The sequence below is a fragment of the Peterkaempfera bronchialis genome (assembly GCF_003258605.2).
Lineage (GTDB): Bacteria > Actinomycetota > Actinomycetes > Streptomycetales > Streptomycetaceae > Peterkaempfera > Peterkaempfera bronchialis.
Window position 1 is genome coordinate 5,456,024 of the sequence record NZ_CP031264.1, and the last position, 21,967, is coordinate 5,477,990.

At 75.6% G+C, this 21,967-nt stretch carries 17 protein-coding genes; 14 read left to right on the forward strand and 3 right to left on the reverse strand.

The features are described 5' to 3' along the window. The first annotated feature begins 88 nt into the window (after positions 1 to 88). The 8 genes from C7M71_RS24075 to C7M71_RS24110 all read left to right on the forward strand — a co-directional run bounded on the left by C7M71_RS24075 (position 89) and on the right by C7M71_RS24110 (position 10,404). On the forward strand, positions 89 to 1,246 hold the full coding sequence (locus C7M71_RS24075) for a glycosyltransferase family 4 protein (protein WP_114914534.1): 1,158 nt from the start codon (positions 89 to 91) through the stop codon (positions 1,244 to 1,246). Positions 1,247 to 1,379: 133 nt separating this feature from the next. Further along, positions 1,380 to 2,867 (forward strand): exopolysaccharide biosynthesis polyprenyl glycosylphosphotransferase, encoded by a 1,488-nt coding sequence (locus tag C7M71_RS24080; protein ID WP_114914535.1) that lies wholly within the window; start codon positions 1,380 to 1,382, stop codon positions 2,865 to 2,867. An 8-nt stretch (positions 2,868 to 2,875) separates the two neighbouring features. Beyond that, entirely contained in the window at positions 2,876 to 4,786 is a 1,911-nt protein-coding gene (locus C7M71_RS32750) for an O-antigen ligase family protein (RefSeq protein ID WP_162824343.1), read from the forward strand. Between the two features lie 14 nt (positions 4,787 to 4,800). Then, entirely contained in the window at positions 4,801 to 6,474 is a 1,674-nt protein-coding gene (locus C7M71_RS24090; RefSeq protein WP_111494245.1) for a lipid II flippase MurJ, read from the forward strand. Further along, complete coding sequence (locus tag C7M71_RS24095) at positions 6,464 to 7,270, forward strand: polysaccharide deacetylase family protein (protein ID WP_111494243.1); 807 nt, start codon at positions 6,464 to 6,466, stop codon at positions 7,268 to 7,270. The genes C7M71_RS24090 and C7M71_RS24095 overlap by 11 nt, the downstream gene beginning before the upstream one ends. After that, positions 7,267 to 8,439, forward strand: a complete 1,173-nt coding sequence (locus tag C7M71_RS24100) for a glycosyltransferase (RefSeq protein ID WP_322975194.1) — start codon at positions 7,267 to 7,269, stop codon at positions 8,437 to 8,439. The genes C7M71_RS24095 and C7M71_RS24100 overlap by 4 nt, the downstream gene beginning before the upstream one ends. Before the next feature lie 124 nt (positions 8,440 to 8,563). After that, entirely contained in the window at positions 8,564 to 9,265 is a 702-nt protein-coding gene (locus C7M71_RS24105) for a lipopolysaccharide biosynthesis protein (protein WP_111494097.1), read from the forward strand. Further along, complete coding sequence (locus C7M71_RS24110) at positions 9,262 to 10,404, forward strand: GNAT family N-acetyltransferase (RefSeq protein ID WP_111494099.1); 1,143 nt, start codon at positions 9,262 to 9,264, stop codon at positions 10,402 to 10,404. The genes C7M71_RS24105 and C7M71_RS24110 overlap by 4 nt, the downstream gene beginning before the upstream one ends. Here the strand turns inward: C7M71_RS24110 and C7M71_RS24115 are convergent. Beyond that, on the reverse strand, positions 10,401 to 11,441 hold the full coding sequence (locus C7M71_RS24115) for a glycoside hydrolase family 26 protein (protein WP_111494101.1): 1,041 nt from the start codon (positions 11,439 to 11,441) through the stop codon (positions 10,401 to 10,403). The genes C7M71_RS24110 and C7M71_RS24115 overlap by 4 nt on opposite strands. Positions 11,442 to 11,680: 239 nt before the next feature. Between C7M71_RS24115 and C7M71_RS24120 the strand changes: the two genes are divergently transcribed. From C7M71_RS24120 to C7M71_RS24135, 3 genes are all read left to right on the forward strand, one after another. Next, positions 11,681 to 13,048, forward strand: a complete 1,368-nt coding sequence (locus C7M71_RS24120; RefSeq protein ID WP_111494103.1) for a M20/M25/M40 family metallo-hydrolase — start codon at positions 11,681 to 11,683, stop codon at positions 13,046 to 13,048. 23 nt (positions 13,049 to 13,071) lie between these two features. Beyond that, positions 13,072 to 15,063, forward strand: coding sequence for an LpqB family beta-propeller domain-containing protein (locus tag C7M71_RS24125; RefSeq protein WP_111494105.1), 1,992 nt, complete (start codon positions 13,072 to 13,074; stop codon positions 15,061 to 15,063). A 354-nt stretch (positions 15,064 to 15,417) separates the two neighbouring features. Further along, entirely contained in the window at positions 15,418 to 16,359 is a 942-nt protein-coding gene (locus tag C7M71_RS24135) for a S66 peptidase family protein (RefSeq protein ID WP_111490366.1), read from the forward strand. Between the two features lie 9 nt (positions 16,360 to 16,368). On the opposite strand, the gene ypfJ is transcribed toward C7M71_RS24135, so the two are convergent. Beyond that, the gene (gene ypfJ / locus C7M71_RS24140) at positions 16,369 to 17,271 is read right to left on the reverse strand and encodes a KPN_02809 family neutral zinc metallopeptidase (protein ID WP_111490365.1); all 903 of its coding nucleotides are present in this window, start codon (positions 17,269 to 17,271) and stop codon (positions 16,369 to 16,371) included. 442 nt (positions 17,272 to 17,713) lie between these two features. Between ypfJ and C7M71_RS24145 the strand changes: the two genes are divergently transcribed. The 3 genes from C7M71_RS24145 to C7M71_RS24155 all read left to right on the forward strand — a co-directional run bounded on the left by C7M71_RS24145 (position 17,714) and on the right by C7M71_RS24155 (position 20,943). Further along, positions 17,714 to 19,312: an ABC-F family ATP-binding cassette domain-containing protein gene (locus C7M71_RS24145; protein ID WP_111490364.1), complete on the forward strand. Its 1,599-nt coding sequence runs from the start codon at positions 17,714 to 17,716 to the stop codon at positions 19,310 to 19,312. A gap of 315 nt (positions 19,313 to 19,627) precedes the next feature. Then, positions 19,628 to 19,861, forward strand: a complete 234-nt coding sequence (locus tag C7M71_RS24150; RefSeq protein ID WP_175607736.1) for a helix-turn-helix domain-containing protein — start codon at positions 19,628 to 19,630, stop codon at positions 19,859 to 19,861. 239 nt (positions 19,862 to 20,100) lie between these two features. Then, a complete protein-coding gene (locus C7M71_RS24155) occupies positions 20,101 to 20,943 on the forward strand; it encodes an enoyl-CoA hydratase/isomerase family protein (protein ID WP_111490368.1) in 843 nt (280 codons plus the stop codon). Positions 20,944 to 20,974: 31 nt separating this feature from the next. On the opposite strand, the gene C7M71_RS24160 is transcribed toward C7M71_RS24155, so the two are convergent. After that, positions 20,975 to 21,736 carry an SDR family oxidoreductase gene (locus C7M71_RS24160; RefSeq protein WP_111490362.1) on the reverse strand — a complete coding sequence of 254 codons (762 nt, stop codon included), beginning with the start codon at positions 21,734 to 21,736 and terminating at the stop codon, positions 20,975 to 20,977. Positions 21,737 to 21,967: the final 231 nt, after the last annotated feature.

A 21,967-nucleotide genomic window follows, 5' to 3' on the forward strand; every position in this document is an offset into this window, starting at 1 on the left:
GCGTCGACCTCCTGGCCGGGTCGACCCCGTACCGGGCGTTCCGCACCGTACCGACGCGAATCGTCGGAAACCGCCTAGGGTGGCCCCCATGGGCGTGACGGTTCTGCATGTGGCCCAGCCCGTCGACGGCGGGGTCGCCCGGGTGGTGGCCGACCTGGTGCGCGGTCAGCTGGCGGGCGGTCACCGGGTGGCGGTGGCCTGTCCGCCGGGCGGGCGGCTGGCCGGAGAGGCGGCAGCCTCGGGGGCGGAGGTGCTGCCCTGGGCGGCGGTCCGCTCGCCGGGCCCGTCGGCCGCCGCCGAGGCGCGGCGGCTGCACGGGATCGCCGCCCGGCTCCGCCCCGACCTGCTGCATCTGCACAGCGCCAAGGCCGGTCTGGCCGGACGCCTGGCGGTACGCGGGCGCGTCCCCACGGTCTTCCAGCCGCACGCCTGGTCGTTCGCCGCCGTCACCGGACCGGCCGCCGCAGGGGCACTGCGCTGGGAGCGCTTCGGCGTGCGGTGGGCGCATGCGGTGCTCTGCGTCAGCGAACAGGAGCGCCGCGACGGCATGGCCGCCGGAGTCCGCGCCCGCCGCTGGGAGGTGGTGCCCAACGGGGTGGACCTGGCCCGCCACACCGCCGCTGACGAGGACGCCCGCCGCCGTGCGCGGCACGCCCTCGGCCTGGACCCGCACGCCCCGCTGGCCGTCTGTGTCGGACGGCTGTGTCGGCAGAAGGGCCAGGATGTACTGCTGGATGCCTGGCCGCAGGTGCTGCGCCGGGTACCGGACGCCCGGCTGGCGCTGGTCGGCGACGGTCCGCAGCGGGTGGCCCTAGAGCAGCGGGCGGCCCGGCTTTCGGCGGGCGCCGGGGCGGGGGCGGCGGCGCTGCTGGTCGGCGATGTGTCCGACCCCCGGCCCTGGTACGCCGCCGCCGATCTGGTGGTGCTGCCCTCGCGCTGGGAGGGCATGGCGCTGGTGCCGCTGGAGGCCATGGCGGCTGCCCGGCCGGTGGTGCTGGCCGAGGTGTCCGGTGCTGCGGAGTGCCTGCCGCCCGGGGAGCGGGCCACCGCCCTGGTGCCGCCGGAGGACCCTCGGGCGCTGGCCGCCGCCGTCGCGGCGGCGCTCGCCGACCGGGCAGGGTGCGCCCGGCGCGGCGTTCTGGCCCGGGAGCAGATGGCGGCGTGCCACGAGGTGGGCCGGTCGGTGGCGCGCGTCTCCCGCCTCTACCGCGAGTTGCTGGCCGGAACGGCTGTTCCCCGACGGTAAATCAGACGAATAGGCGGCCGGTATGAAACCACCGGTCGGACCGGGCGATTGATGGTGAATCGTCGGTACTGTCTGGTTTCGCCGGACCGGAGTCACCCGGGCCGGCGCACCCAACAGGGGAGTACATGCGCGGATGAGGACCGAGAACGAGAGCGTGCCGCGCCCCGGACGGACCGCACCGCCCGTCCCCGCCCCCCGGCAGAACCCCGGCCCTCCCCAAGTCCTCTACACCGAAGCCACGTTCCCCCTCACCCTGCTAGCCGCCGACGCGGCAGCCGCCTGCGCCGCCGCCGCACTCGCCACCCCGGGCCGCCTGCTCCCCACCGCCGACCTGCTGATCGAGACCGGCGCCCTGCTGCCCGCCCTGCTGCTGCTCAACGGCGTCGGCGGCCTCTACCGCAGACGGCTGTCGCCCTCCGTACTCGACGAACTGCCCGCCCTCGCCGGCCGCGCCGCCGTCGCGGTGGCCTTCGCGGTCACCCTCTGCGGCTGCCTCCCCGAGCGGTGGCCGTCCTTCGCCACCGCCGCCGGACTGCTGCGGCTGCTCACCGGCTACCTGGCCCTCGCCGTCACCGGCCGCGCCGCCGCGTACGCCGCCCTGCTGCGCCGCCGCCGCCGGGCCCCCCGGCCGGTGCTGCTGCTGGGCGCGGGCGACCGGGGCCGCCGGGTCGCCGCCGCCCTGCTGGCACACCCCCGGTACGGCATGCGCCCGGTCGGCTGTCTGGACACCGCCCGGGCGCCGCACCCCGACGGCCCGCCGGCCCCGGTGCCGGTGCCGGTCCTGGGCGGCTGCGAGGTGCTGGAACGGGAGATCCGCCGCCGTGGCGTCCGCGACCTGCTGATCACCACCGACACCGCCGAGACCGCCGATCCGGAGACCGCCGCCGCGATGCGCACCGCCGCCCGGCTCGGCTGCGACCTGTGGCTGGTGCCCGGACTGCGCGAGTACGGCGCCCTGCCGTACGGCTTCCGCCGCCCGGCCCATGGCGACCACCTGTGGGGCTTCCCCTGCCTGCGGATCGGCCGACCCGCCCGCCACCGGCCCGGCTGGGCCGCCAAACGCGCCCTGGACCGCACCGCCGCCGCCGTCCTGCTGATGCTGGCCGCACCGCTGCTGGCCGCCTGCGCCCTGGCCGTACGGCTGGACGACGGACCCGGGGTGATCTTCCGTCAGCAGCGGGTCGGTCTCGACGGCCGAGTCTTCACCCTGCTGAAGTTCCGCACCCTGCGCCCGGCCTCCGCCCATGAGTCCGCCACCCGCTGGACCATCGCGCAGGACCGGCGGATGGGCCGGGTCGGCCGCCTGCTGCGCCGTACCTCCCTGGACGAGCTGCCCCAGCTGTGGAATGTGCTGCGCGGCGAGATGAGCCTGGTCGGACCGCGCCCCGAACGGCCCTACTTCGCGCTGCGCTTCACCCAGGCCCACCCCGGCTACGCCGACCGCCACCGCGTCCCGGCCGGCATCACCGGACTCGCCCAGACCCACGGGCTGCGCGGCGACACCTCCATCGAGGACCGCGCCCGCTTCGACAACCACTACATCGAGAGCTGGAGCCTCTGGCAGGACATCACCATCCTGCTGCGCACCGCCGCCACGCTGATCCGCCCGGACGGGAGCTGACCACCGTGGTGACCGCCACCACCCCCGCCCTCCGCGACCTGCTGCGGCGGCCCAGCCTGGCGGCGGCCGCGACCGTGCTGCTGGTCTGCCTCCCCGGCGGCGAGAAGGACCTCGCCGCCACCGCCGCCGTCCACATCACCCCGGCCGACCTCGCCTCGCTGGCCCTGGTGGCGGTCATCGCCGTACCGCTGCTCCGGGGCCGGCTCCCGGTGGCGCTCCACCCGCTGGGCTGCCTGCTCTACGGCGCCGTCGCACTGGCCGCCTCGGTCGCCACTGCCACCGCCACCGCCCCGGACCCGGCCGCCGCCCTCAGCGGCTATGCACGGCTCGTCCAGGTCTTCGTCCTGGTCCCGGTCGCCGTGCTGCTGTCGCTGCGCGACCGGTTCGACCTCCACCTGCTGCTCGGCGCCCTGATCACCGCCGCCCTGATCGAGGGAGGCATCGGCGTCCACCAGTACCTGACCGGCACCGGGGCCTCCTACACCGGCCTGCCGATCCGCGCCGTCGGCACCTTCGGCGCGCTGGACGTCATGGCGATGTCCGGCATGGTCTCCTTCGGCCTGCTGGCCGCCCTCGCCCTGGCCCTCGGGCTGCGCGGCTCACCCGCCCACCGGCTGCCGCGCCGCGCCCTGTACACGGCGGCGGCCCTGCTGACCCTGCCGCTGGCCTTCTCCTTCAGCCGTGGCAGCTGGATCGCCTGCGCCGTCGCCACCGCCGTACTGCTGCTGCGCACCGACCCCCGGCTGGCGCTGCGCTGGGCGGCGGTGGGCGTGGCGGGCGCGGTGGTGCTGATCGGCGGCTTCGGCGTCGCGGCCGACTCCCTCACCGAACGGCTGGCCAGCATCGCCACCGTCTCCCACACCCCCGACCAGTCCGTCACCGACCGCTATGACCTCTGGACCACCGCCGGCCGCATCTGGCTGGACCACCCGGCCACCGGCGCCGGGCCCCGGGGGTTCGCGCAGCAGCGCGACAGCCACGCCCCGCTGCGGCTCTCCTCCGCAGGCGACGCCGAGGACGGCACCATCGGCTTCCGACGCGAACCGCTGCTCTCCCCGCACAACATGTACCTGCTGGTCCTCAGCGAGCAGGGGCTGCTCGGCATCCTCGCCCACACCGCGCTCTGCCTGGTCCTGCTCACCCGCAGCCTCCGCCGGGTCGGCCGCCGCTGCCGGAACGGCGCGGGCCTGGCCGCCACCGCCCTCCTGGTCTGGCTCCTGGCCGACTTCCTCTACGCCGACATCGGCGGCCCCACCACCGTCCTCACCTCCACCATCCTCGCCCTCGCCACCCACTGGTCCCTGCCCCCAACACCCCGGCCAGCGGCGCCCCCGCCCTCGGCACCTCGGCCGGTGGCGTCCCTGCCTGTGGCGTCCCCGCCGGTGGCGTCCTCGCTGGTGGCTCCCTTGCCCGTGGCGTTTCGGCCGGTGGCGTCCCCGCCGGTGGCGCCTTTGCCTATGGCATCTCGGCCCGTGGCGTCCTCGCCGGGGACGTCCCTGCCCGGAGTGTGCCCGTCCGCTGTGCCTCTGCCCGCAGTGTCCCCGCCGGGGGTCTCCGCGTCCGGTGTGTGCTCGCGTGAAGCGTCTCCGTCCGTAGCGTTCTGGCCCGTAGTGCCTCCGCCGGAGGCGCCCCCGGCCGCAGCGCCTCGGCCGGTGGCACCCCCGCCTGTGGCCTCTCGGCCCGTGGCGTCCTCGCCGGGGACGTCCCTGCCCGGAGTGTGCCCGTCCGTTGTGCCTCTGCCCGCAGTGTCCCCGCCGGGGGTCTCCGCGTCCGGTGTGTGCTCGCGTGAAGCGTCTCCGTCCGTAGCGTTCTGGCCCGTAGTGCCCCCGCCGGAGGCGCCCCGGCCCGCAGCGCCCCCGTCCGCATCGCCTCTGCCGGTAGCGCCCCCGGCCGCCGCCGAGGGGGCCGCTGACCGGTGACGATCCGTCAGGCCATGCCCGCCGCCCCGTCGGCCGCCACGGCCGGGTCCTCCTTCATTGCCCGGGCCTTCGGCGTCACCGCGCTGCTGGCCGCCGCCGGATCACTGCTCGGGCTGCTGCGTGACCTGCTGCTCGCCCGGTACTTCGGCGCCGGCGAGGACACCGACGCCTTCCTGGTCTCCTGGACCGTGCCGGAGACCGCCTCCCCGCTGCTCATCGAGGACGCCATGGCCTTCCTCATGGTGCCCGCCTTCAGCCTGGCGCTGGCCGCCCGCCAACACGACCGCACCGGCCACCCGCAGCACGTCCCCACCGCCGACCCGGTCCGCGCCCTGGTCGCCGCCACCCTGCCCCCGCTCTGCCTGGCCCTGGCCGCCCTCTCCGCCGCTACCGCCGCCTTCGCCCCGTCCCTGGTCGAGGCGCTCGCCCCGGGCCTGCCCCACCCCGGACCGGCCGTCCGGTGCACCCGGATCACCGCCCTCACCGTGCTGTCCTTCGGCGTCACCGGCTACCTCAGCGCCGCCCTCCGGGCCCACCACCACTTCACCGCACCGGCCGCCGTCTGCGTCGTCCAGAACGCGGGCATCCTGGGCGTCCTGACCACCTGCCACCAGTGGCTGGGCGTCACGGCCGCCGCCGTCGGAGTCGCCGTCGGCAGCGCCCTGACGACCGCGCTGCTGCTGCCGCCGTTCCTCCGCCGACTGCGCTCCACCCCCCGCACCCCGGCCGCCCGCCGCGCCACCCGGCTACCGGTGATCAGCCCGCTGGCGCTGCTGCCCGTGGTCGGGTTCTCGCTGACCCGGCAGGCCCAGGTCTTCATCGAGCGGTACCTCGGCTCGGAACTGCCGCCCGGCACCATCTCGCACCTCAACTACGCGTCCAAGGTCGCCCAACTCGCCATGACCGCCTCCCTGCTGATCTGCACCGTCACCTTCCCCCTGGTCGCCCGCGCCATCGCCGACGGCGACCTGCGGGCGGCCCGCGACCGGGTCGAGAAGGACCTCGGCCTGGTCGGCGCCGTGGTCCTCTGCGGCACCGCCTTCCTGCTGGCCTGCGCACCCGCCGTCGTCCGAATCCTCTTCCAGCGCGGCGCGTTCGGCCCGCAGGACAGCGCGGCGACCGCCGCCGTGATGCGCGTCTACAGCGTCGGACTGCTCTTCCAGTCCCTCACCGGGGCCCTGATCAGGCCGTACTTCTCCACCCGCCCGGCGGTGCGGATCGCCGACGCCGCCGAACCCCCCGGCGCCGCCCGGCCCTGGCTCGACTGGTACCCGGTCGCCGCGATGCTCCTCGGCCTGGCCGTCACCTTCGCCGTCGGCGCCGCCGCAGCCCCCCACGCCGGGGCGCTGGGCATCGCCGCCGCCAACGCCGCCGGCATCACCGTCACCGCCTCCCTGCTCCTGTACGGCCTGCGGCAGCGCGGCATCGCCCTGCGCCTCCGCACGGTGCTGGGCGGACAGGCCCGGCTCGCCGCCGCCGCAGCTGCCGCCGCAGCCGCCGGAACCGCCGCCGCGTCCCTCGCCGGGCCCCGGCCACTCACCGCCGTACTCCTCGGCGGCACCGCCGTCACCGCCGTCTTCACCGCCACCGCCGCCGCACTCGGCGCCCCCGAACTGCGCACTCCGCTGCGCGCCCTCGGGTGCGCCCTCCGCCCCACCGCCGAGGGAGACCGCCGCCATGGCCGCTGAACCCGCCACCACGATCGCCGCCGCCCCGTCCCTCCGACTGCACCGGGCGCCCTGGACGCTGATGTACCACTCCGTCGACCACTACCGGGAGGACCCCCACCTGCTCACCGTCCGCCCCGACCGGTTCGCCGCCCAGATGCGCTGGCTGCACCGGCGCGGCCTCTGCGCGGTGGGCGTCGCGGAGCTGCTGCGCGCCGCGCAGACCGGCCGCGACGCCGGACTGGTCGGCCTCACCTTCGACGACGGCTATGCGGACTTCCTCGGCCGGGCCCTGCCCGTGCTGCGCGCCTACGGCTTCGGCGCCGCCCTGTATGTCGTCGCCGACCGCCTCGGCCGCGACAACGCCTGGGACCGGGACGGCCCCCGCAAGCCGCTGCTGACCGCCGACCAGGTCAGGGAGGCCGCCGCAGCCGGTATCGAGATCGGCTCGCACGGCCTGACCCACACCGCCCTGGCCGGACTTCCCGCCGCCACCCTGACCGCCGAGACCACCCGCAGCAGGGAGATCCTGGAGCGGATCACCGGCGGACCCGTCACCGGCTTCTGCTACCCCTATGGCTCGGTGGACTCCCGCGCGGTGGCCGCCGTACGGGACGCGGGCTACGACTACGCCTGCGCCGTGGAACGCTCGCCGCTCACCGGCCGCCACGCCATGCCCCGCTGCTATGTGGGCGACCGCGACACCGGGTGGCGGCTGCACGCCAAGCGGGTCCGGGACCGCGCCCGGAGCCTCCGGTCGCGCGGCCCGCAGCCGCAGCCGCAGCCGCAGCCAGAGCCGGGGAGCGGGCGGCGGTGAAGGTCCTCCAGGTGATCACCGGGCTGGCGGCCGGCGGCGCCGAGCAGCAGTTGCGGCTGCTGCTGCGCCACCTGCCCGACCACCACCGCTGCGAGGTCGCCGTCCTCACCGAGCCCGGCACCGTGGCGGCCGGCATCCGCGCCGACGGCACACCCGTCCACCACCTCGCCATGCGCGGCAACCGCGACCCCGGCGCCGTGCCGCGCCTCACCGGGCTGATCCGCCGTGGCGGCTACGACCTGGTGCACACCCACCTCTACCGGGCCTGCCTGTACGGGCGGCTCGCCGCCCGGTTCGCCGGGGTACGGGCGATCGTGGCCACCGAGCACTCGCTGCTGGACGGCCGGATCGAGGGCCGCCCCACCACCCCGGCGGTCCGCGCCCTCTACCTGGCAGCCGAACGGCTCGGCAGCACCACCGTCACCGTCTCCGCCGAGGTCGAGGGGAGGCTGGCCGCCTGGGGCGTACCGCCGCACCGCCTCCACCTGCTGCCCAACGGTATCGACGCCGCCCGCCACACCCGGCCGACCGCCTCCCGGGCGGCGCTGCGGCAGACGCTCCGCGCCGAACTGGGGCTGCCCCAGCAGGCCCATGTCGTGGGCGGCGTCGGCCGGTTGGTCCCCGGCAAGCGGTTCCAGGTGCTGGTGGACGCCCTGGCGCTGCTCACCGCCCGCCGCGCCGCCCGTGAGCCCTGGCTGCTGCTGGTCGGCGACGGCCCCGAACGCGCCGCCCTGCAACGCCGCGCCCGGCTGGCCGGGGTCGGCCACCGCACCGTGCTCACCGGCGAGCGGGACGACGTACCCGACCTGCTCACCGCCATGGACGTGCTGGCCGCACCCTCCACCGGGGAGACCTTCGGCCTGGCCGTGCTGGAGGGCCTGGCGGCCGGGCTGCCCGTCCGCTACACCTGCTGCCCCGCGCTCGCCGCACTGCCCCCCGAGGCCGCGCCCGGCGCTCTGCGGCTTCCGTCGGACGCCGCCGCCTACGCGGACGCCCTCGGCCCCCACCCGGCCGCCGCCCAGCCACCCCGCCCCAACCGCCCGCCGTACACCACTACGCCATCGCCCGCGTGGCCGCCGAACTCGGCGCCCTCTACGACCGCCTCGCCACCACCTGACCGGCTACCCGCGCCCCGCCGCCCGTCGCCGCACCCGGCGACCCCCGCCTGACCGGCGTGCCGTGCCCCGCGTCACCTGCCTGCCGGTACCCGTCGGAGCCCCGAGCCCGACGCCGACGCACAGGGACGCCCGGCGTACTCCCCCTCCACCACCCCCACCGAGAGCAGGACCCGAGATGACCACCGCACCCCGCCGACCCCGCCACCCCATCCACCCCGCCGTCCGCCGCTGGTGGCCCCTGCTGCTGGGCGTACCGCTGGGCGCCGCCGCAGGTGGCGGCTATGCCATGGCCGCCGGCCCCGCCTACACCGCGCACGCCTATCTGGTGGCCGTGCCGCAGGAGAACGCGGACTCCGGCGCGGCGGTCGGCTTCGCCCAGGCGTACGGGCGGCTGGTGACCCAGCCCCAGGTGCTGCACCTCGCCGCCGCCGCAGCCGGGACCTCGGCCGAGGCGCTGGCCGACCGGGTGAGCGGCACCACCTCGCCGGACGCCCCGATGATCGAGGTCAGCGGCACCGCCGCCACCCCGCAGAGGGCGGCCGGAGCGGCCGACGCGGTGGCCCGCGCCCTGGTCACCCTCGCCGATGCGAGCACCGAGGCCACCCGGATGAAGCTGGTCACCTTGGCCTCCGCCGTCGCCCCGGACAGGCCCGCCACGCCCGTGCCGGGGCTGGACATCGCCGTGGGCGCAGCGTCCGGCCTGCTGCTCGGGGGCCTGCTGATGGCGACCCGGCAGGGGACGACGGCCCAAGCCGATGCAGCAGCAGCGGCTGCCCTGCCCCTCCCCGAGCAGCCCACCGAGCCCACCGAGCCCACCAAGCCCACCAAGCCCACCAAGCCCACCAGGCCCACCACCCCGGCACGGAGCCGAGCGTGACGGAGGAGCACTGGTCGGCCGAAGTGCGCCGCGACGACGGCGCCTTGCGGCAGCTCGCCGCCGAGTGGGACGACCTGGCGGCCCGCTGCCGTACGGCCACCTCCTTCCAGTCCGCAGCCTGGCTGACCTCCTGGTGGCACGCCTACGGCAGCCCCGGCCGACTCCGGCTGCTGCTGGTCCGCCGCGACGGACGGCTGGTCGCCGGGGCCGCCCTGACGGTCCGCTACCGCCCGTACCCGGTGCTGGTACCGGTCGGTGCCGGGCTGAGCGACTACGCCGACGTCCTGCTGGACGACGCCTGCGCCGACCGCGCCGCCGCCGAGCTGGCCGCGATCCTCCCGGCGCACCGCGCCTGGGCGGTAGCGGATCTGCGCGAGGTGCGCCCCGACGGCGCCGCGCAGCGGCTGCTCGCCCACTGGCCCGGCCGCCGCGGCCGACTGCCCGACTCGGTCTGCCAGCACCTCCCCGCGCTGCCCATGGAGGAGCTGCTGCGCCGCCTCCCGGGCCGCACCGCGCAGCGCAGCCGGGTCAAGCAGCGCAAGCTGGCGGAGGCGGGGGTGGCGGTCCGGGAGACCCCGGTCGGGGAGGTGCCCGAGGCGGTGGGGGCGCTGCTGCGCCTGCACGCGTTGCAGTGGCGCGGGCGCGGCGCCACCCCCGAGCACCTGGGTGAGCGTTTCGCGCTCCATCTGCGGGAGGCGGTGCACGGCATGGTCGCGGCGGGTCGGGCCTCCGTCCAGGAGTACCGCCTGGACGGCGAGTTGGTCGCGGTGAACGTACTGCTGCTCTCGCCCCGCCTGGCCGGTCTCTACCTGTACGGCGCCCATCCGAGCCTGCGGCGGCGGCTGGACATCGCGGGCCTGCTCTTCGGCGAGTCCCTGGCCCGTACGCTGCGCGACGGAGTGCCGGTGCTGAGCCTGCTGCGCGGCTCCGAGCCGTACAAGCAGCGGTGGCGCCCGGACCAGGACCGCAATCAGCGCCTGGTGTTCGGCGGCGGGCGGTTCGCCCCGGCGGCGGTGCTGCACCTCGGCGCGGTGCGGCTGCGCGCCGCAGCGGTGCGGACGGCCCGGGTCCGGCTGCCCTGGCTGGCCCGGGTCCGCACCCGGCTGCGCGAGCTGCGCTCCGCCGCCGCGGGGGACTAGCCCCGGCGCCCCGACATCAGCTCCCGGTACACCCGGCTGGAGCGCGGGTTCTCGGCGCACTGCCAGAAGCCGTGCGGGCAGTAGTCGGTGGCGGTCTGGTAGAGGGTGTCGTGGGTGCGGATCCAGCGCACCATGCGGCGGACGAACTCCGGGTCGTCCCCGTACTGGAAGAGCCCCCACTCCGGGTACGACACCGGCTTGCCGTGCGCGGCGGCGAACTCCACCTGGTGGCGCAGCCCATAGGGCTGGTCCACATAGTCGTCGAAGGTGCGGCCGGGCGGCTGGTCGTAGCTGTCCATGCCGATGATGTCGACCACGTCGTCGCCCGGGTAGCAGCGGGTCCAGGGGACGGCGTCCAGGCCCCGGCTGGGCGCGAAGTCGAAGCGGAACCGCTGGCCGGGCACCGAGCGCATCACCTCCACGATCCGCCGCCAGTACGCCCGCCAGGCGTCCGGGTCGGGGGCGCAGCGGTGGGTGTAGGTGGTGCCGTTCATCTCCCAGCCGAGCACCAGCACGGTGTCGGTGGCGCCGAGGGTGACCAGGTTCCGGGCCAGCCGCAGGAAGTGCCGGTCGAACTCGCCGTCCGCGCCTTGGTGGATCAGCTCCCGTACCTGGTCGTCATCGAGCCGGTCCTCGTTGCGGGCCTGCATCGGCACGCCCAGGACCAGCATCCGGTCGGGCCGGGCGAGCCGCCAGCGGCTCCACAGCGGCAGCGCGGGGGTGCTGCCCTCGATGTCGGTCCAGTGGTTGCCCGGGAGGTAGGTGTGGCCCACCCGGATGTCGGCCCCGCGCAGCCAGGCGGCCAGCGGCGCGATGGCGTTGACGCCGTCCGACCCGGAGCCGAGGAAGGCCCCGAAGGGCACCTTGTGCTCGGGGACGACGGTGGGGTGGGGGCCGTCGCCGAGGGGCAGTTCGTCGGACGAGGAGGCGTGCGGCGCGGCGTACGGCCGGTCGGTCCGCTCGGCGGCGAGGGGCGCGCTGGCGGCGGCGAACAGCAGCAGGCTGGCGGCGGCCAGCGCCAGGCGGCCGAGCGGCATCGTCACTCCTGAGGGGGTCTGCGGACGGTGCCGACGACAGTAATCCGCCTTCCACGCAAAGGTGGTGATTTACCCTCATGGCGGATAGCAGCCGACACTTTCGAATGAACGGCCCGCCGCCCCCGCCCCGGTGCGCCCCCGACACCGGGCGCGCGGCCCGCGACGTCCTGACCGAAAGCCCGTGCGGCGGTTACCGTGGCCGGAAGCGAAGACCCACGACCCGAGGGGGCCGCGCGGCCATGACGGAGACCGCCCGGGAGGCACAGCCCGGCGCCGGAGATGCGCTGCTCTGCGAGGAGGCCGTCCGGTTCACCTCGGAGCTGATCCGCATCGACACCAGCAACCGGGGCGGCGGCGACTGCCGGGAGCGCCCCGCCGCCGAGTATGTCGCCGGGCTGCTCGCCGAGGCCGGACTGGAGCCGCTGCTGCTGGAGTCCGCCCCGGGCCGGGCCAATGTCGTCGCCCGGATCGAGGGCACCGAACCCGCGCTGCCCGCCCTGCTCGTCCACGGCCATCTGGACGTGGTCCCCGCCGAGGCCGCCGACTGGGCCGTGCCGCCGTTCTCCGGAGACATCCGCGACGGCGAGGTCTGGGGGCGCGGCGCCATCGACATGAAGAGCATGGACGCGATGGTGGTCGCCGTCGCCCGCGCCTGGGCCCGCACCGGCCGCCGCCCCCGCCGGGACCTGGTGCTGGCCTTCACCGCCGACGAGGAGGACAGCGCCGAGGCCGGTTCCGCCTGGCTGGCCGAGCACCATGCCGGCCTCTTCGCCGGGTGCACCGAGGCCGTCGGCGAGTCCGGCGGCTACACCGTGCACACCGCCGCCGGGCAGCGCCTCTACCCGGTCGCCGCCGGGGAGCGCGGCACCGCCTGGCTGCGGCTCACCGCCAACGGCCGCGCCGGGCACGGCTCCAAGCCCAACGGGGCCAACGCGGTCACCCGGCTCTCCGCCGCCATGGCCAGGATCGGCGCCCACCGCTGGCCGGTGCGGATCACCCCGACCGTACGGGCCGCCCTGCTCGCCCTCGCCGAGGCCACCGCCACCCCGCTGGACCCGGCCTGTCTGGACGACCCCACGGGCGCCGGGGTGGACGCCTTTGTGTCCCGGCTGGACCCGGCCGCCGCCGAACTGGTCGACGGCACCCTGCGCCACAGCGCCAACCCGACCATCCTCCAGGCCGGTTACAAGGTGAACGTCATCCCCGGCTCGGCCACCGGCGCCGTCGACGGGCGGGTGCTGCCCGGCGGCGAGGAGGAGTTCCGCGCCACCCTGGACCGGCTCACCGGGCCCGACGTGGACTGGGCCTACCAGCACCGGGAGATCCCCCTCCAGGCGCCGGTCGACAGCCCCGCCTTCGCCGCGATGCGCGATGCGCTGCTGGCCCACGACCCGGGCGCCCATGTGGTGCCGTACGCCATGTCCGGCGGCACCGACGCCAAGCAGTTCTCCCGCCTGGGCATCGCCGGGTACGGCTTCTCCCCGCTGCGGCTGCCGCCCGGCTTCGACTTCCACGGCCTCTACCACGGCGTGGACGAGCGGGTGCCCGTGGACGCCCTGCACTTCGGCGTCCGCGTCCTGGACCGCTTCCTCTCCACTGTCGGCTGACCCGGAAGGCGGACCCGACCCCCATGACCACCACTGCCCCCTACGGCACCTGGACCTCCCCGATCACCGCCCAGCACGCCGCCGCCCACGGCGGGCGGCCCGACTGGGTGCGCACCGTCGGCGACGAGGTCTGGTGGACCGAGCCGCGCCCCGCCGAGGACGGCCGGGCCACCCTGGTCCGCCGCCGCGCCGACGGCACCACCGAGACGCTGCTGCCCGCGCCGTGGAACCTCCGCAGCCGGGTCATCGAGTACGGCGGCATGCCGTGGACCGCGCTCCCCGCCACCGCCGGGCGCGGCCCCGTCGCCGTCTTCAGCCACTTCGCCGACCAGCGGCTGTACCGCCATGAGCCGGACACCCCCGGCGCCGCCCCGCAGCCCCTCACCCCCGCCCCCGACCGGCCCGCCGGACTGCGCTACGCCGACCCGGTGATCGCCCCCGGCGGCGCCGAGGTCTGGTGCGTACGGGAGTCCTTCCACGGCCCCGGCCCCACCGATCTGCGGCGCAGCCTGGTCGCCGTACCGCTGGACGGCTCCGCCGCCGACGACCCGTCAGCGGTACGGGAACTCCTGGCCGACCGGCACTTCGTCACCGGCCCCCGGATCTCCCCGGACGGCCGCCGCGCCGCCTGGATCGGCTGGGAGCACCCCGCGATGCCCTGGGACGGCACCGAACTGCGGATCGCCGACCTCGCCCCCGACGGCACCCTCACCCGCCCCCGCACGGTGGCCGGCGGCCCCGACGAGGCCGTCTGCCAGGCCGAATGGCTGGACGACCGCACCCTGGTCGCCGCCACCGACCCCGGCGGCTGGTGGAACCTGTACCGCATCGACACCGAGACCGGCGAGGCGGTGGCACTGCTCCCCGCCGAGGAGGAGTACGGCGGCCCGCTCTGGCGGATCGGCCAGCGCTGGTTCGCCGTGCTGCCGGACGGCCGGATCGCGGTCACCCACGGCCGCTCCAGCTGGCGGCTCGGCGTACTGGACCCCGCCGACGGCACCCTCACCGACGTGCCCGGGCCCTGGACCGAGTGGGCCGCCACGCTGGACGCCCACGACGGCCGGATCACCGCCGTCGCCGCCGGACCGGACCGGGGCTGGGAGGTCGTCGGGATCGACCCGGACGACCTCACCGCCACCGTCATCGGCCACCCGCACACCGAGACCGTCGACCCCCGCCACCTGCCCGCACCGCAGGCCCGTACCTTCACCGGCCCCGGTGGCCGCGAGGTGCACGCCCACCTCTACCCGCCGCGCAACCCCGACCACACCGCCCCGCCCGGCGAACTGCCGCCGTATGTCGTCTTCGCCCACGGCGGACCGACCAGCCGCACCCCCATGGTGCTCGACCTGGAGATCGGCTACTTCACCAGCCGGGGCATCGGCGTGGTCGCGGTCGACTACGGCGGCTCCACCGGCCACGGCCGCGACTACCGCAACCGGCTGCGCGGGCAGTGGGGCGTGGTGGACGTCGAGGACTGCGCCGCCGCCGCCCGCGCCCTGGTCGCCGAAGGGCTCGCCGACCCGCGCCGACTGGCCATCCGGGGCGGCAGTGCGGGCGGCTGGACCACCGCCGCCTCGCTCACCGCCATCCCCGGCCTCTACCGCTGCGGCGCCATCTACTACCCGGTGCTCGACCTCACCGGCTGGAGCAACGCCGGCGAGACCCATGACTTCGAGTCCCGCTACCTGGACACCCTGGTCGGCCCGCTGCCCGAGGCCGCCGACCGCTACCGCGACCGCTCCCCGCTCACCCATGCCGACCGGCTCACCGCGCCCTTCCTGCTGCTCCAGGGGCTGGACGACGTCATCTGCCCGCCCAGCCAGGCCGAACGCCTGCTGGACCGGATCGCCGGGCGCGGCGTCCCGCACAGCTACCTCACCTTCCCCGGCGAAGGCCACGGCTTCCGCCGCGCCGACAGCGTCACCACCGCCCTCGAAGCCGAACTCGCCCTCTACGCCCACGCCTTCGCCCTCCGCCGCGACGACCTCACCCCCCTCGACCTCCACAGCTGACCCCACCCACCCCCGCCCCGGCTGCCACCTCCGGCCCCGGCCCCGGCCCTCGCCCTCGGCCCCTGACCTCGGCCTCCGCCCGCGCCCCCGACCTCCGACCCCCGGCCTCCGACCCCCGGCCGCTACCTCCGGCCTCCGCTTCCGCCCCTGACCCCGCCCACCCCCGACCCCCGACCCCGGCCTCCGCCTCCCGCCTCCCGTCTCCGACCTCCGCCTCCGCCTCCCGTCTCCGACCTCCGCCTCCGCCTCCCGCCTCCGACCTCCGCCTCCGCCTCCCGTCTCGCCTCCGCCTCCGCCTCCGCCTCCCGTCTCGCCTCCGCCTCCGATCCCCGCCCCCGACAGGAGCCCCGCCGTATGAACCGCCCCGTCCGCCCGCTCGTCCGGCCCCGGCGGCTGGTGCCCGGAGACCGGGTGGCCGTCGTCGCCCCCAGCGGCACGGTCCCCGCCGACCGGCTGGAGCTGGGGTGCGGCATCCTGCGCTCCTGGGGCCTGGAGGTGGAGGTGGCCCCGCAGGTGCCGGCGAGCGAACCGACCCTGCGCTACCTCGCCGGAGCCGACGCCGACCGGGCCCGCGACCTGGAACGGGCCTGGCTCGACCCCGGCATCGCGGCGGTCGTCTGCGCACGCGGCGGCTACGGTGTCCAGCGCATGGTCGACCTGCTGGACTGGGAGGCCATGCGGGCCGTACCGCCCAAGGCGTTCATCGGCTACAGCGACATCACCGTGCTGCACGAGGCGTTCGCCGTCCGCCTCGGCCTGGCCACCCTGCACGGCCCGATGGCGGCCTCCCTCACCTTCGTCAAGGACGTCCCCACCGCCGAGCACCTGCGCCGCACCCTGCTGGAGCCGGACACCGTACGGACCCTCACCTCGGCGACCGCCGGGACGCTGCTTCCCGGCCGGGCCCACGGCATCACCGCCGGCGGCTGCCTCAGCCTGCTCGCCGCCGAACGCGGCACCCCCCACGCCCGGCCCTCCTTCGCCGGGGCGATCCTGCTGCTGGAGGACGTCGGCGAGGACCTCTACCGGCTGGACCGGCTGCTCACCCAGCTGCTCCGCTCCGGCGCCCTGGACGGGGTCGCCGGGATCGCGCTGGGCTCCTGGGCGGAGTGCCGCCCGGCCGACCGCATCCGCGACCTGATGCTGGACCGCCTGGGGCCGCTCGGCGTCCCCGTCGTCTGGGAGCTGGGCTTCGGCCACGGCCCGACCACCCTCACCGTGCCGCTGGGCGTCCCCGCCGTACTGGACGCCGACGCCGCCACCCTCACCCTGGACGTCCCCGCGCTGGCCGGGTAGCGGCGGGCGTCAGCGGCCGACGAAGGTGTCGCAGCGGGCCATGTCACCGGTGGTGTACCCGGTGGTGAACCACTGCTGCCGCTGCGCCGACGAGCCATGCGTCCAGGTGTCGGGGGTGACCCGGCCCTGGAAGCGCTGCTGGATGCGGTCGTCGCCGACCGCCGCCGCCGCGTCCAGGCCGTCCGCGATGTCCTCCCGGGTCAGCCTCTTGATCAGCGGCCGGCCGGTGGACGCCTGCGGGGTGGTCGCCGCGTGGTGGGCCCACACCCCGGCGTAGCAGTCGGCCTGGAGCTCCAGCCGCACCGAGGCGCTGTCCGCGCCCTCGCGGTCGTTCCCCACCCGGTCCATGGTGCCCAGCAGGGTCTGGATGTGGTGCCCGTACTCATGGGCCACCACATACGCCTGCGCGAACGGGCCGCCCTTGGCTCCGAAGGTGCTGCGCAGCTCGCCGAAGAAGTCCAGGTCCAGGTAGGCCTTGCGGTCGCCGGGGCAGTAGAAGGGGCCGACGGCGGAGGTGGCGGAGCCGCAGGCGGTGGAGACCTGCTTGGTGAAGAACACCGTCGGGGCGCTCTGATACCGGCTGCCCCGGCTGCGGAACTCGTCCGCCCAGAACCCCTGCACGCTGTTGACCACCGCGAGGATGCGGCAGTCGTCCTTGGTGTTGGCGTCCGCGCCGCTACGGCAGGTGCGGCGCAGCTCGTCGTTGGTGGCGGGCCGCCCGGAGAGCCCGGCGGAGGTGCCCCCGGAGCTGCCGGTCAGCCCCAGCTTGTCGGGGCTGACGCCGAGGAAGAGGGCGAGCAGCAGCCCGATGATGCCCAGGGCCCCGCCGCCCAGCGCGATCTGCCCGCCGGACACGCCGCGCCGGTCCTCCACCTGGGAGGCGTCCAGCTCGGCCTCGTCGTCGAACTGCATTCTGTTCCACCTCGGTAACAGCCCGTGCCCGTGCCCGGGCGCATCGCGTCCGCCGTCCGGACCCGCCTGTGGGGCGGATTCCCGGCTGCCGTACGGGCCTCGCCGCAGCTTCGCTCCGGGCGTGACCGCACGTCGCTGCGCATCCTATCGTCGCGAACGGCCCTGCTCACGGCTGCCGTTGCGGCCGGTTCGGCGGCCCGGCGGGGTGGCTGGCGGGGCGGGCGGTGGGCGGGCGGTGAGGCGGGCGGTGGGCGGGCGGCGGGTAAATCCTCCGGGGCCGCTTCCGCCGGGCGGTAGACTGACCCGCATGGCTGTTCTCTCCGGGCATTAGCGGCGCGCGGCCCCGCTCCCGCACCACCTGGCCCCCGCCCTCCCCGGTCCCCGCCGAGCCGCGCCCTCCCGCGCGCCCGGGGCCGACCAGCTCCCAGGAGTCCTCCCCGCCATGATCGCCGCCAACGCCGTGGAACTGCGCGCCGGCGCCCGCGTCCTCATCGAGTCCGCCAGCTTCCGGGTCGGCCCCGGCGACCGGATCGGCCTGGTCGGCCGCAACGGAGCCGGCAAGACCACCCTCACCAAGATCCTCGCCGGTGACGGCATCCCCGCCGCCGGCACGGTCACCCGCTCCGGCCAGGTCGGCTACCTGCCGCAGGACCCCCGCACCGGCGACCTCGACGTACTCGCCCGCGACCGGGTGCTCTCCGCCCGGGGCCTGGACGCGGTGCTGCGCAATATGCGCATCGCCGAGGAGAAGATCGCCACCGGCAAGGGCGCCACCCGCGACAACGCCATGAAGAAGTACTCGCGGCTGGAGACCGAGTTCCTCACCAAGGGCGGCTATGCCGCCGAGGCGGAGGCCGCCACCATCGCCGCCAGCCTCGGCCTGCCCGACCGGGTGCTGGGCCAGCCGCTGCACACCCTCTCCGGTGGTCAGCGCCGCCGGGTGGAGCTCGCCCGGATCCTCTTCTCCGACTCCGACGTGCTGCTGCTGGACGAGCCCACCAACCACCTCGACGCCGACTCGATCATGTGGCTGCGGGACTTCCTGAAGACCTACCGCGGCGGCTTCATCGTGATCTCCCACGACATCAACCTGGTGGAGACCGTGGTCAACAAGGTCTTCTACCTGGACGCCAACCGCTCCTGCATCGACGTCTACAACATGGGCTGGAAGCAGTACCAGCAGCAGCGCGAGGCCGACGAGAAGCGCCGCAAGCGCGAGCGCGCCAACGCCGAGAAGAAGGCCGCCGCGCTCAACTCCCAGGCCGACAAGATGCGCGCCAAGGCCACCAAGACCGTCGCCGCGCAGAACATGGCCCGCCGCGCCGAGAAGCTGCTCTCCGGGCTGGAGCAGGTGCGCCGCAGCGACCGGGTCGCCAAGCTGCGCTTCCCCGACCCGGCGCCCTGCGGGAAGACCCCGCTGACCGCCGAGGACCTCTCCAAGTCCTATGGCTCGCTGGAGATCTTCACCGGCGTGGACCTGGCCATCGACCGGGGCTCCCGGGTCGTCGTCCTCGGCCTCAACGGCGCCGGCAAGACCACCCTGCTGCGGATGCTCGCCGGGGTGGAGCAGCCCGACACCGGCGAGGTGCTGCCCGGCCACGGCCTCAAGCTCGGCTACTACGCCCAGGAGCACGAGACCCTGGACCCGGACCGCACCGTGCTGGAGAACATGCGCACCGCCGCCCCCGACATGGACCTGGTCGAGATCCGCAAGATCCTCGGCTCGTTCCTCTTCTCCGGCGACGACGTGGACAAGCCGGCCAGGGTGCTCTCCGGCGGTGAGAAGACCCGGCTGGCGCTGGCCACCCTGGTGGTCTCCAGCGCCAATGTGCTGCTGCTGGACGAGCCCACCAACAACCTCGACCCGGCCAGCCGCGAGGAGATCCTGGGCGCGCTGCGCTCCTTCACCGGCGCCGTGGTGCTGGTCACCCATGACGAGGGCGCGGTGGACGCCCTCCAGCCGGAGCGGATCATCCTGCTGCCGGACGGCGTCGAGGACCTGTGGAGCGCGGACTACGCGGATCTGGTCTCGCTCGCCTGAGACCGGCCCGGATCGTTCATCCGGCGCAGAAGAGCACTTATCCGGTGGCAACGGTTCCGCTCATTCGGGGGGAACCGTTGCCATCTGCCGTTATTTGCCTTCTGTTTTACTCGTAAAACCGCCTTGATCAGGTATTTCTTGGATGTGACCGGCGCTCTTCGGGGGCGTGCGGGTGAAGGCCGGGCGCCCTTGCGGCAGGCGGGTGCCACCGGGAGTGCGCACTTTCCCGGTATCGACCTTGCGGAATGGGTGGCCAGGATGCCCCCCATGGGTGATCATGGGAATCCGATCGAGCACTGCAACGAGGAGGCACGGGTGGCCGAGACTCTGAAAAAGGGCAGCCGGGTGACCGGTGTCGCACGTGAGAAGCTCGCGGCCGAGCTGAAGAAGAAGTATGACTCCGGGGCGAGCATTCGCGCCCTCGCGGAGGAGACCGGTCGCTCCTACGGCTTCGTGCACCGCATGCTCAGTGAGTCCGGAGTGACCCTTCGGGGCCGGGGCGGTGCCACGCGCGGCAAGGCCAAGACTGCGGCGGTCGCCGGTTCCTGACCGGTCGCCGCACCGGCGGGTGGGCCCGGACCGACCGGGTGTGCCGCGCCGGGCCGTACCGAACCACAACGTATGTACCCGGAACCAGGCGACTCGGCGGCGGGGTAGCCGCCGGGTCCGGCCGCTGTGCGCGCCGGACCCGGGATGTGCCCCGGCCGCCGATTGTCGCGCCCCCGTGGTTACTCTTCGGTAGCATCCCCGTACGGGGACCGCACGCGACCACGGAGGCTGCTGTGACCATGCCCGCCGACCGATCCGCCCCGACCGCCGCCTCGCAGCCGCCGGGTGGCCACGGCGCCGAGCCGGGGGAGTGGGAGCAGGCGGGCGTCCGCCTCGGCCTGGAGGGCGAGCTCGCCACCGTCACCCTCTGCCACCCGCAGCGGCGCAACGCCCAGACCCCGGCCATGTGGCGGGCGCTGGCCGCCGTCGGGCGCTCGCTGCCGGGCACGGTACGGGTCGTGGTGCTGCGCGCCGAGGGCGTCTCCTTCTCCGCCGGGCTGGACCGTGCCATGTTCACCCCGGACGGCATCCCCGGGGAGCCCGGCTTCACCGCGCTGGCCCGGGCCGACGACGCCGCGCTGGACGCCGCCATCGCCGCCTACCAGGACGCCTTCACCTGGTGGCGCCGCCCCGACCTGGTGACCGTCGCCGCCGTACAGGGCCACGCGGTGGGGGCCGGCTTCCAGCTCGCCCTCGCCTGCGACCTCCGGGTGGTCGCCGAGGACGCGCAGTTCGCCATGAAGGAGACCTCCCTGGGCCTGGTCCCCGACCTGGCCGGGACCAAGCCGCTCACCGCGCTGGTCGGCTACGCCCGGGCGCTGGAGATCTGCGCCACCGGCCGCTGGGTCCACGCCGACGAGGCCGTCCGCACCGGGCTGGCCAACCTCGCGGTGCCCGCCGCCGAGCTGGACGCCGCCGCCCGTGACCTGGCCGCCGCCCTGCTCGCCGCCCCCCGCGCCGCCGTCAATGAGACCAAGGCCCTCCTCCAGGGCGCCGCCGCCCGCACCTACGACGACCAACGCGCCGCCGAACGCGCCGCCCAAGCCCGCCGCCTCCGCGACCTCTCCGGCCTCGGCGACTGACCACAGACGGCGGCCCGGCGGGTGCCGACTGTCAGAGGCCGCGCAGGGCGCCGCCGTCCACCGGGACCATGGCCCCGGTCACGTAGGAGGCGGCCGGGGAGAGCAGGAAGGCGGCGACCCGGCCGAACTCCTCGGGGGTGCCGTAGCGCCGCAGGGGGATGGCGGCGGCGGCGCGTTCCCGGGTGGTGTGCGGGTCGCCGCTGAGCGCGTCCAGCGCCCGTACCCGGTCGGTGTCGATCCGGCCCGGGAGCAGCCCGACCACCCGGATGCCGCGCGGGCCCAGTTCGTCCGCCAGGCTCTTGGCGGCCATGGCCAGGCCGGGCCGCAGCCCGTTGGAGATGCCCAGGCCGCCGATCGGCTCCCGTACGGACGAGGAGAGCACAAAGCCGATCACCCCGCCCTCGCCCAGCGCTGCCGCCGCCGCCCGGGCCAGCCGCACCGCACCCAGGAAGACCGACTCGAAGGCGTCCCGCCAGTGGTCGTCCTCCATCGCCGTGACGGCACCCGCCGGCGGGCCGCCGACGCTGATCAGCACCCCGTCCAGCCGCCCGAACCGGGCCTGGGCGGCGGCGATCAGCCGCTCGGGAGTGCTGCTGTCGGCATTGTCGGCCGCCACCCCGAGGGCCCTGGGCAGACCGCCCAGTTCGGCGACGGCCTTGTCCACCGGCTCCTGCTCGCGCCCGGTCACCACGACCCGCGCGCCCTCCTCCACCAACCGGTGGGCGGTGGCCAGCCCCAGCCCTCGGGTGGAGCCGGTCACGATGAAGACTCTGTCCCGCAGTCCAAGATCCATGGCCCCATAGTGCCTTCCGCACCCCGCCCAGCCCGCCCCGACCCGGCCCCGGCGCGAACCCGATCCCCCGACCCGACCAGTGCCGCCGCCGACGGGGGCGGCCACCTGGGCAGATGTGTGAGGCCGTGCGGGAGGTCAGGTGCCCGCACGGCCCCACACCGGTCTTTACCCCTCCACGCCGCCGCTACCCCCGCCATCGGAAGTCGGCCCCGCCGCTCCTCCCGGGCAGCG

Coding starts and splice junctions, on each gene's coding strand:
- C7M71_RS24075 (WP_114914534.1), top strand. CDS start 89: ATGGGCGTGACGGTTCTGCATGTGGCCCAGCCCGTCGACGGCGGGGTC.
- C7M71_RS24080 (WP_114914535.1), top strand. CDS start 1,380: ATGAGGACCGAGAACGAGAGCGTGCCGCGCCCCGGACGGACCGCACCG.
- C7M71_RS24090 (WP_111494245.1), top strand. CDS start 4,801: ATGCCCGCCGCCCCGTCGGCCGCCACGGCCGGGTCCTCCTTCATTGCC.
- C7M71_RS24095 (WP_111494243.1), top strand. CDS start 6,464: ATGGCCGCTGAACCCGCCACCACGATCGCCGCCGCCCCGTCCCTCCGA.
- C7M71_RS24105 (WP_111494097.1), top strand. CDS start 8,564: ATGACCACCGCACCCCGCCGACCCCGCCACCCCATCCACCCCGCCGTC.
- C7M71_RS24115 (WP_111494101.1), bottom strand. CDS start 11,441: ATGCCGCTCGGCCGCCTGGCGCTGGCCGCCGCCAGCCTGCTGCTGTTC.
- C7M71_RS24120 (WP_111494103.1), top strand. CDS start 11,681: ATGACGGAGACCGCCCGGGAGGCACAGCCCGGCGCCGGAGATGCGCTG.
- C7M71_RS24125 (WP_111494105.1), top strand. CDS start 13,072: ATGACCACCACTGCCCCCTACGGCACCTGGACCTCCCCGATCACCGCC.
- C7M71_RS24135 (WP_111490366.1), top strand. CDS start 15,418: ATGAACCGCCCCGTCCGCCCGCTCGTCCGGCCCCGGCGGCTGGTGCCC.
- ypfJ (WP_111490365.1), bottom strand. CDS start 17,271: ATGCAGTTCGACGACGAGGCCGAGCTGGACGCCTCCCAGGTGGAGGAC.
- C7M71_RS24145 (WP_111490364.1), top strand. CDS start 17,714: ATGATCGCCGCCAACGCCGTGGAACTGCGCGCCGGCGCCCGCGTCCTC.
- C7M71_RS24155 (WP_111490368.1), top strand. CDS start 20,101: ATGCCCGCCGACCGATCCGCCCCGACCGCCGCCTCGCAGCCGCCGGGT.
- C7M71_RS24160 (WP_111490362.1), bottom strand. CDS start 21,736: ATGGATCTTGGACTGCGGGACAGAGTCTTCATCGTGACCGGCTCCACC.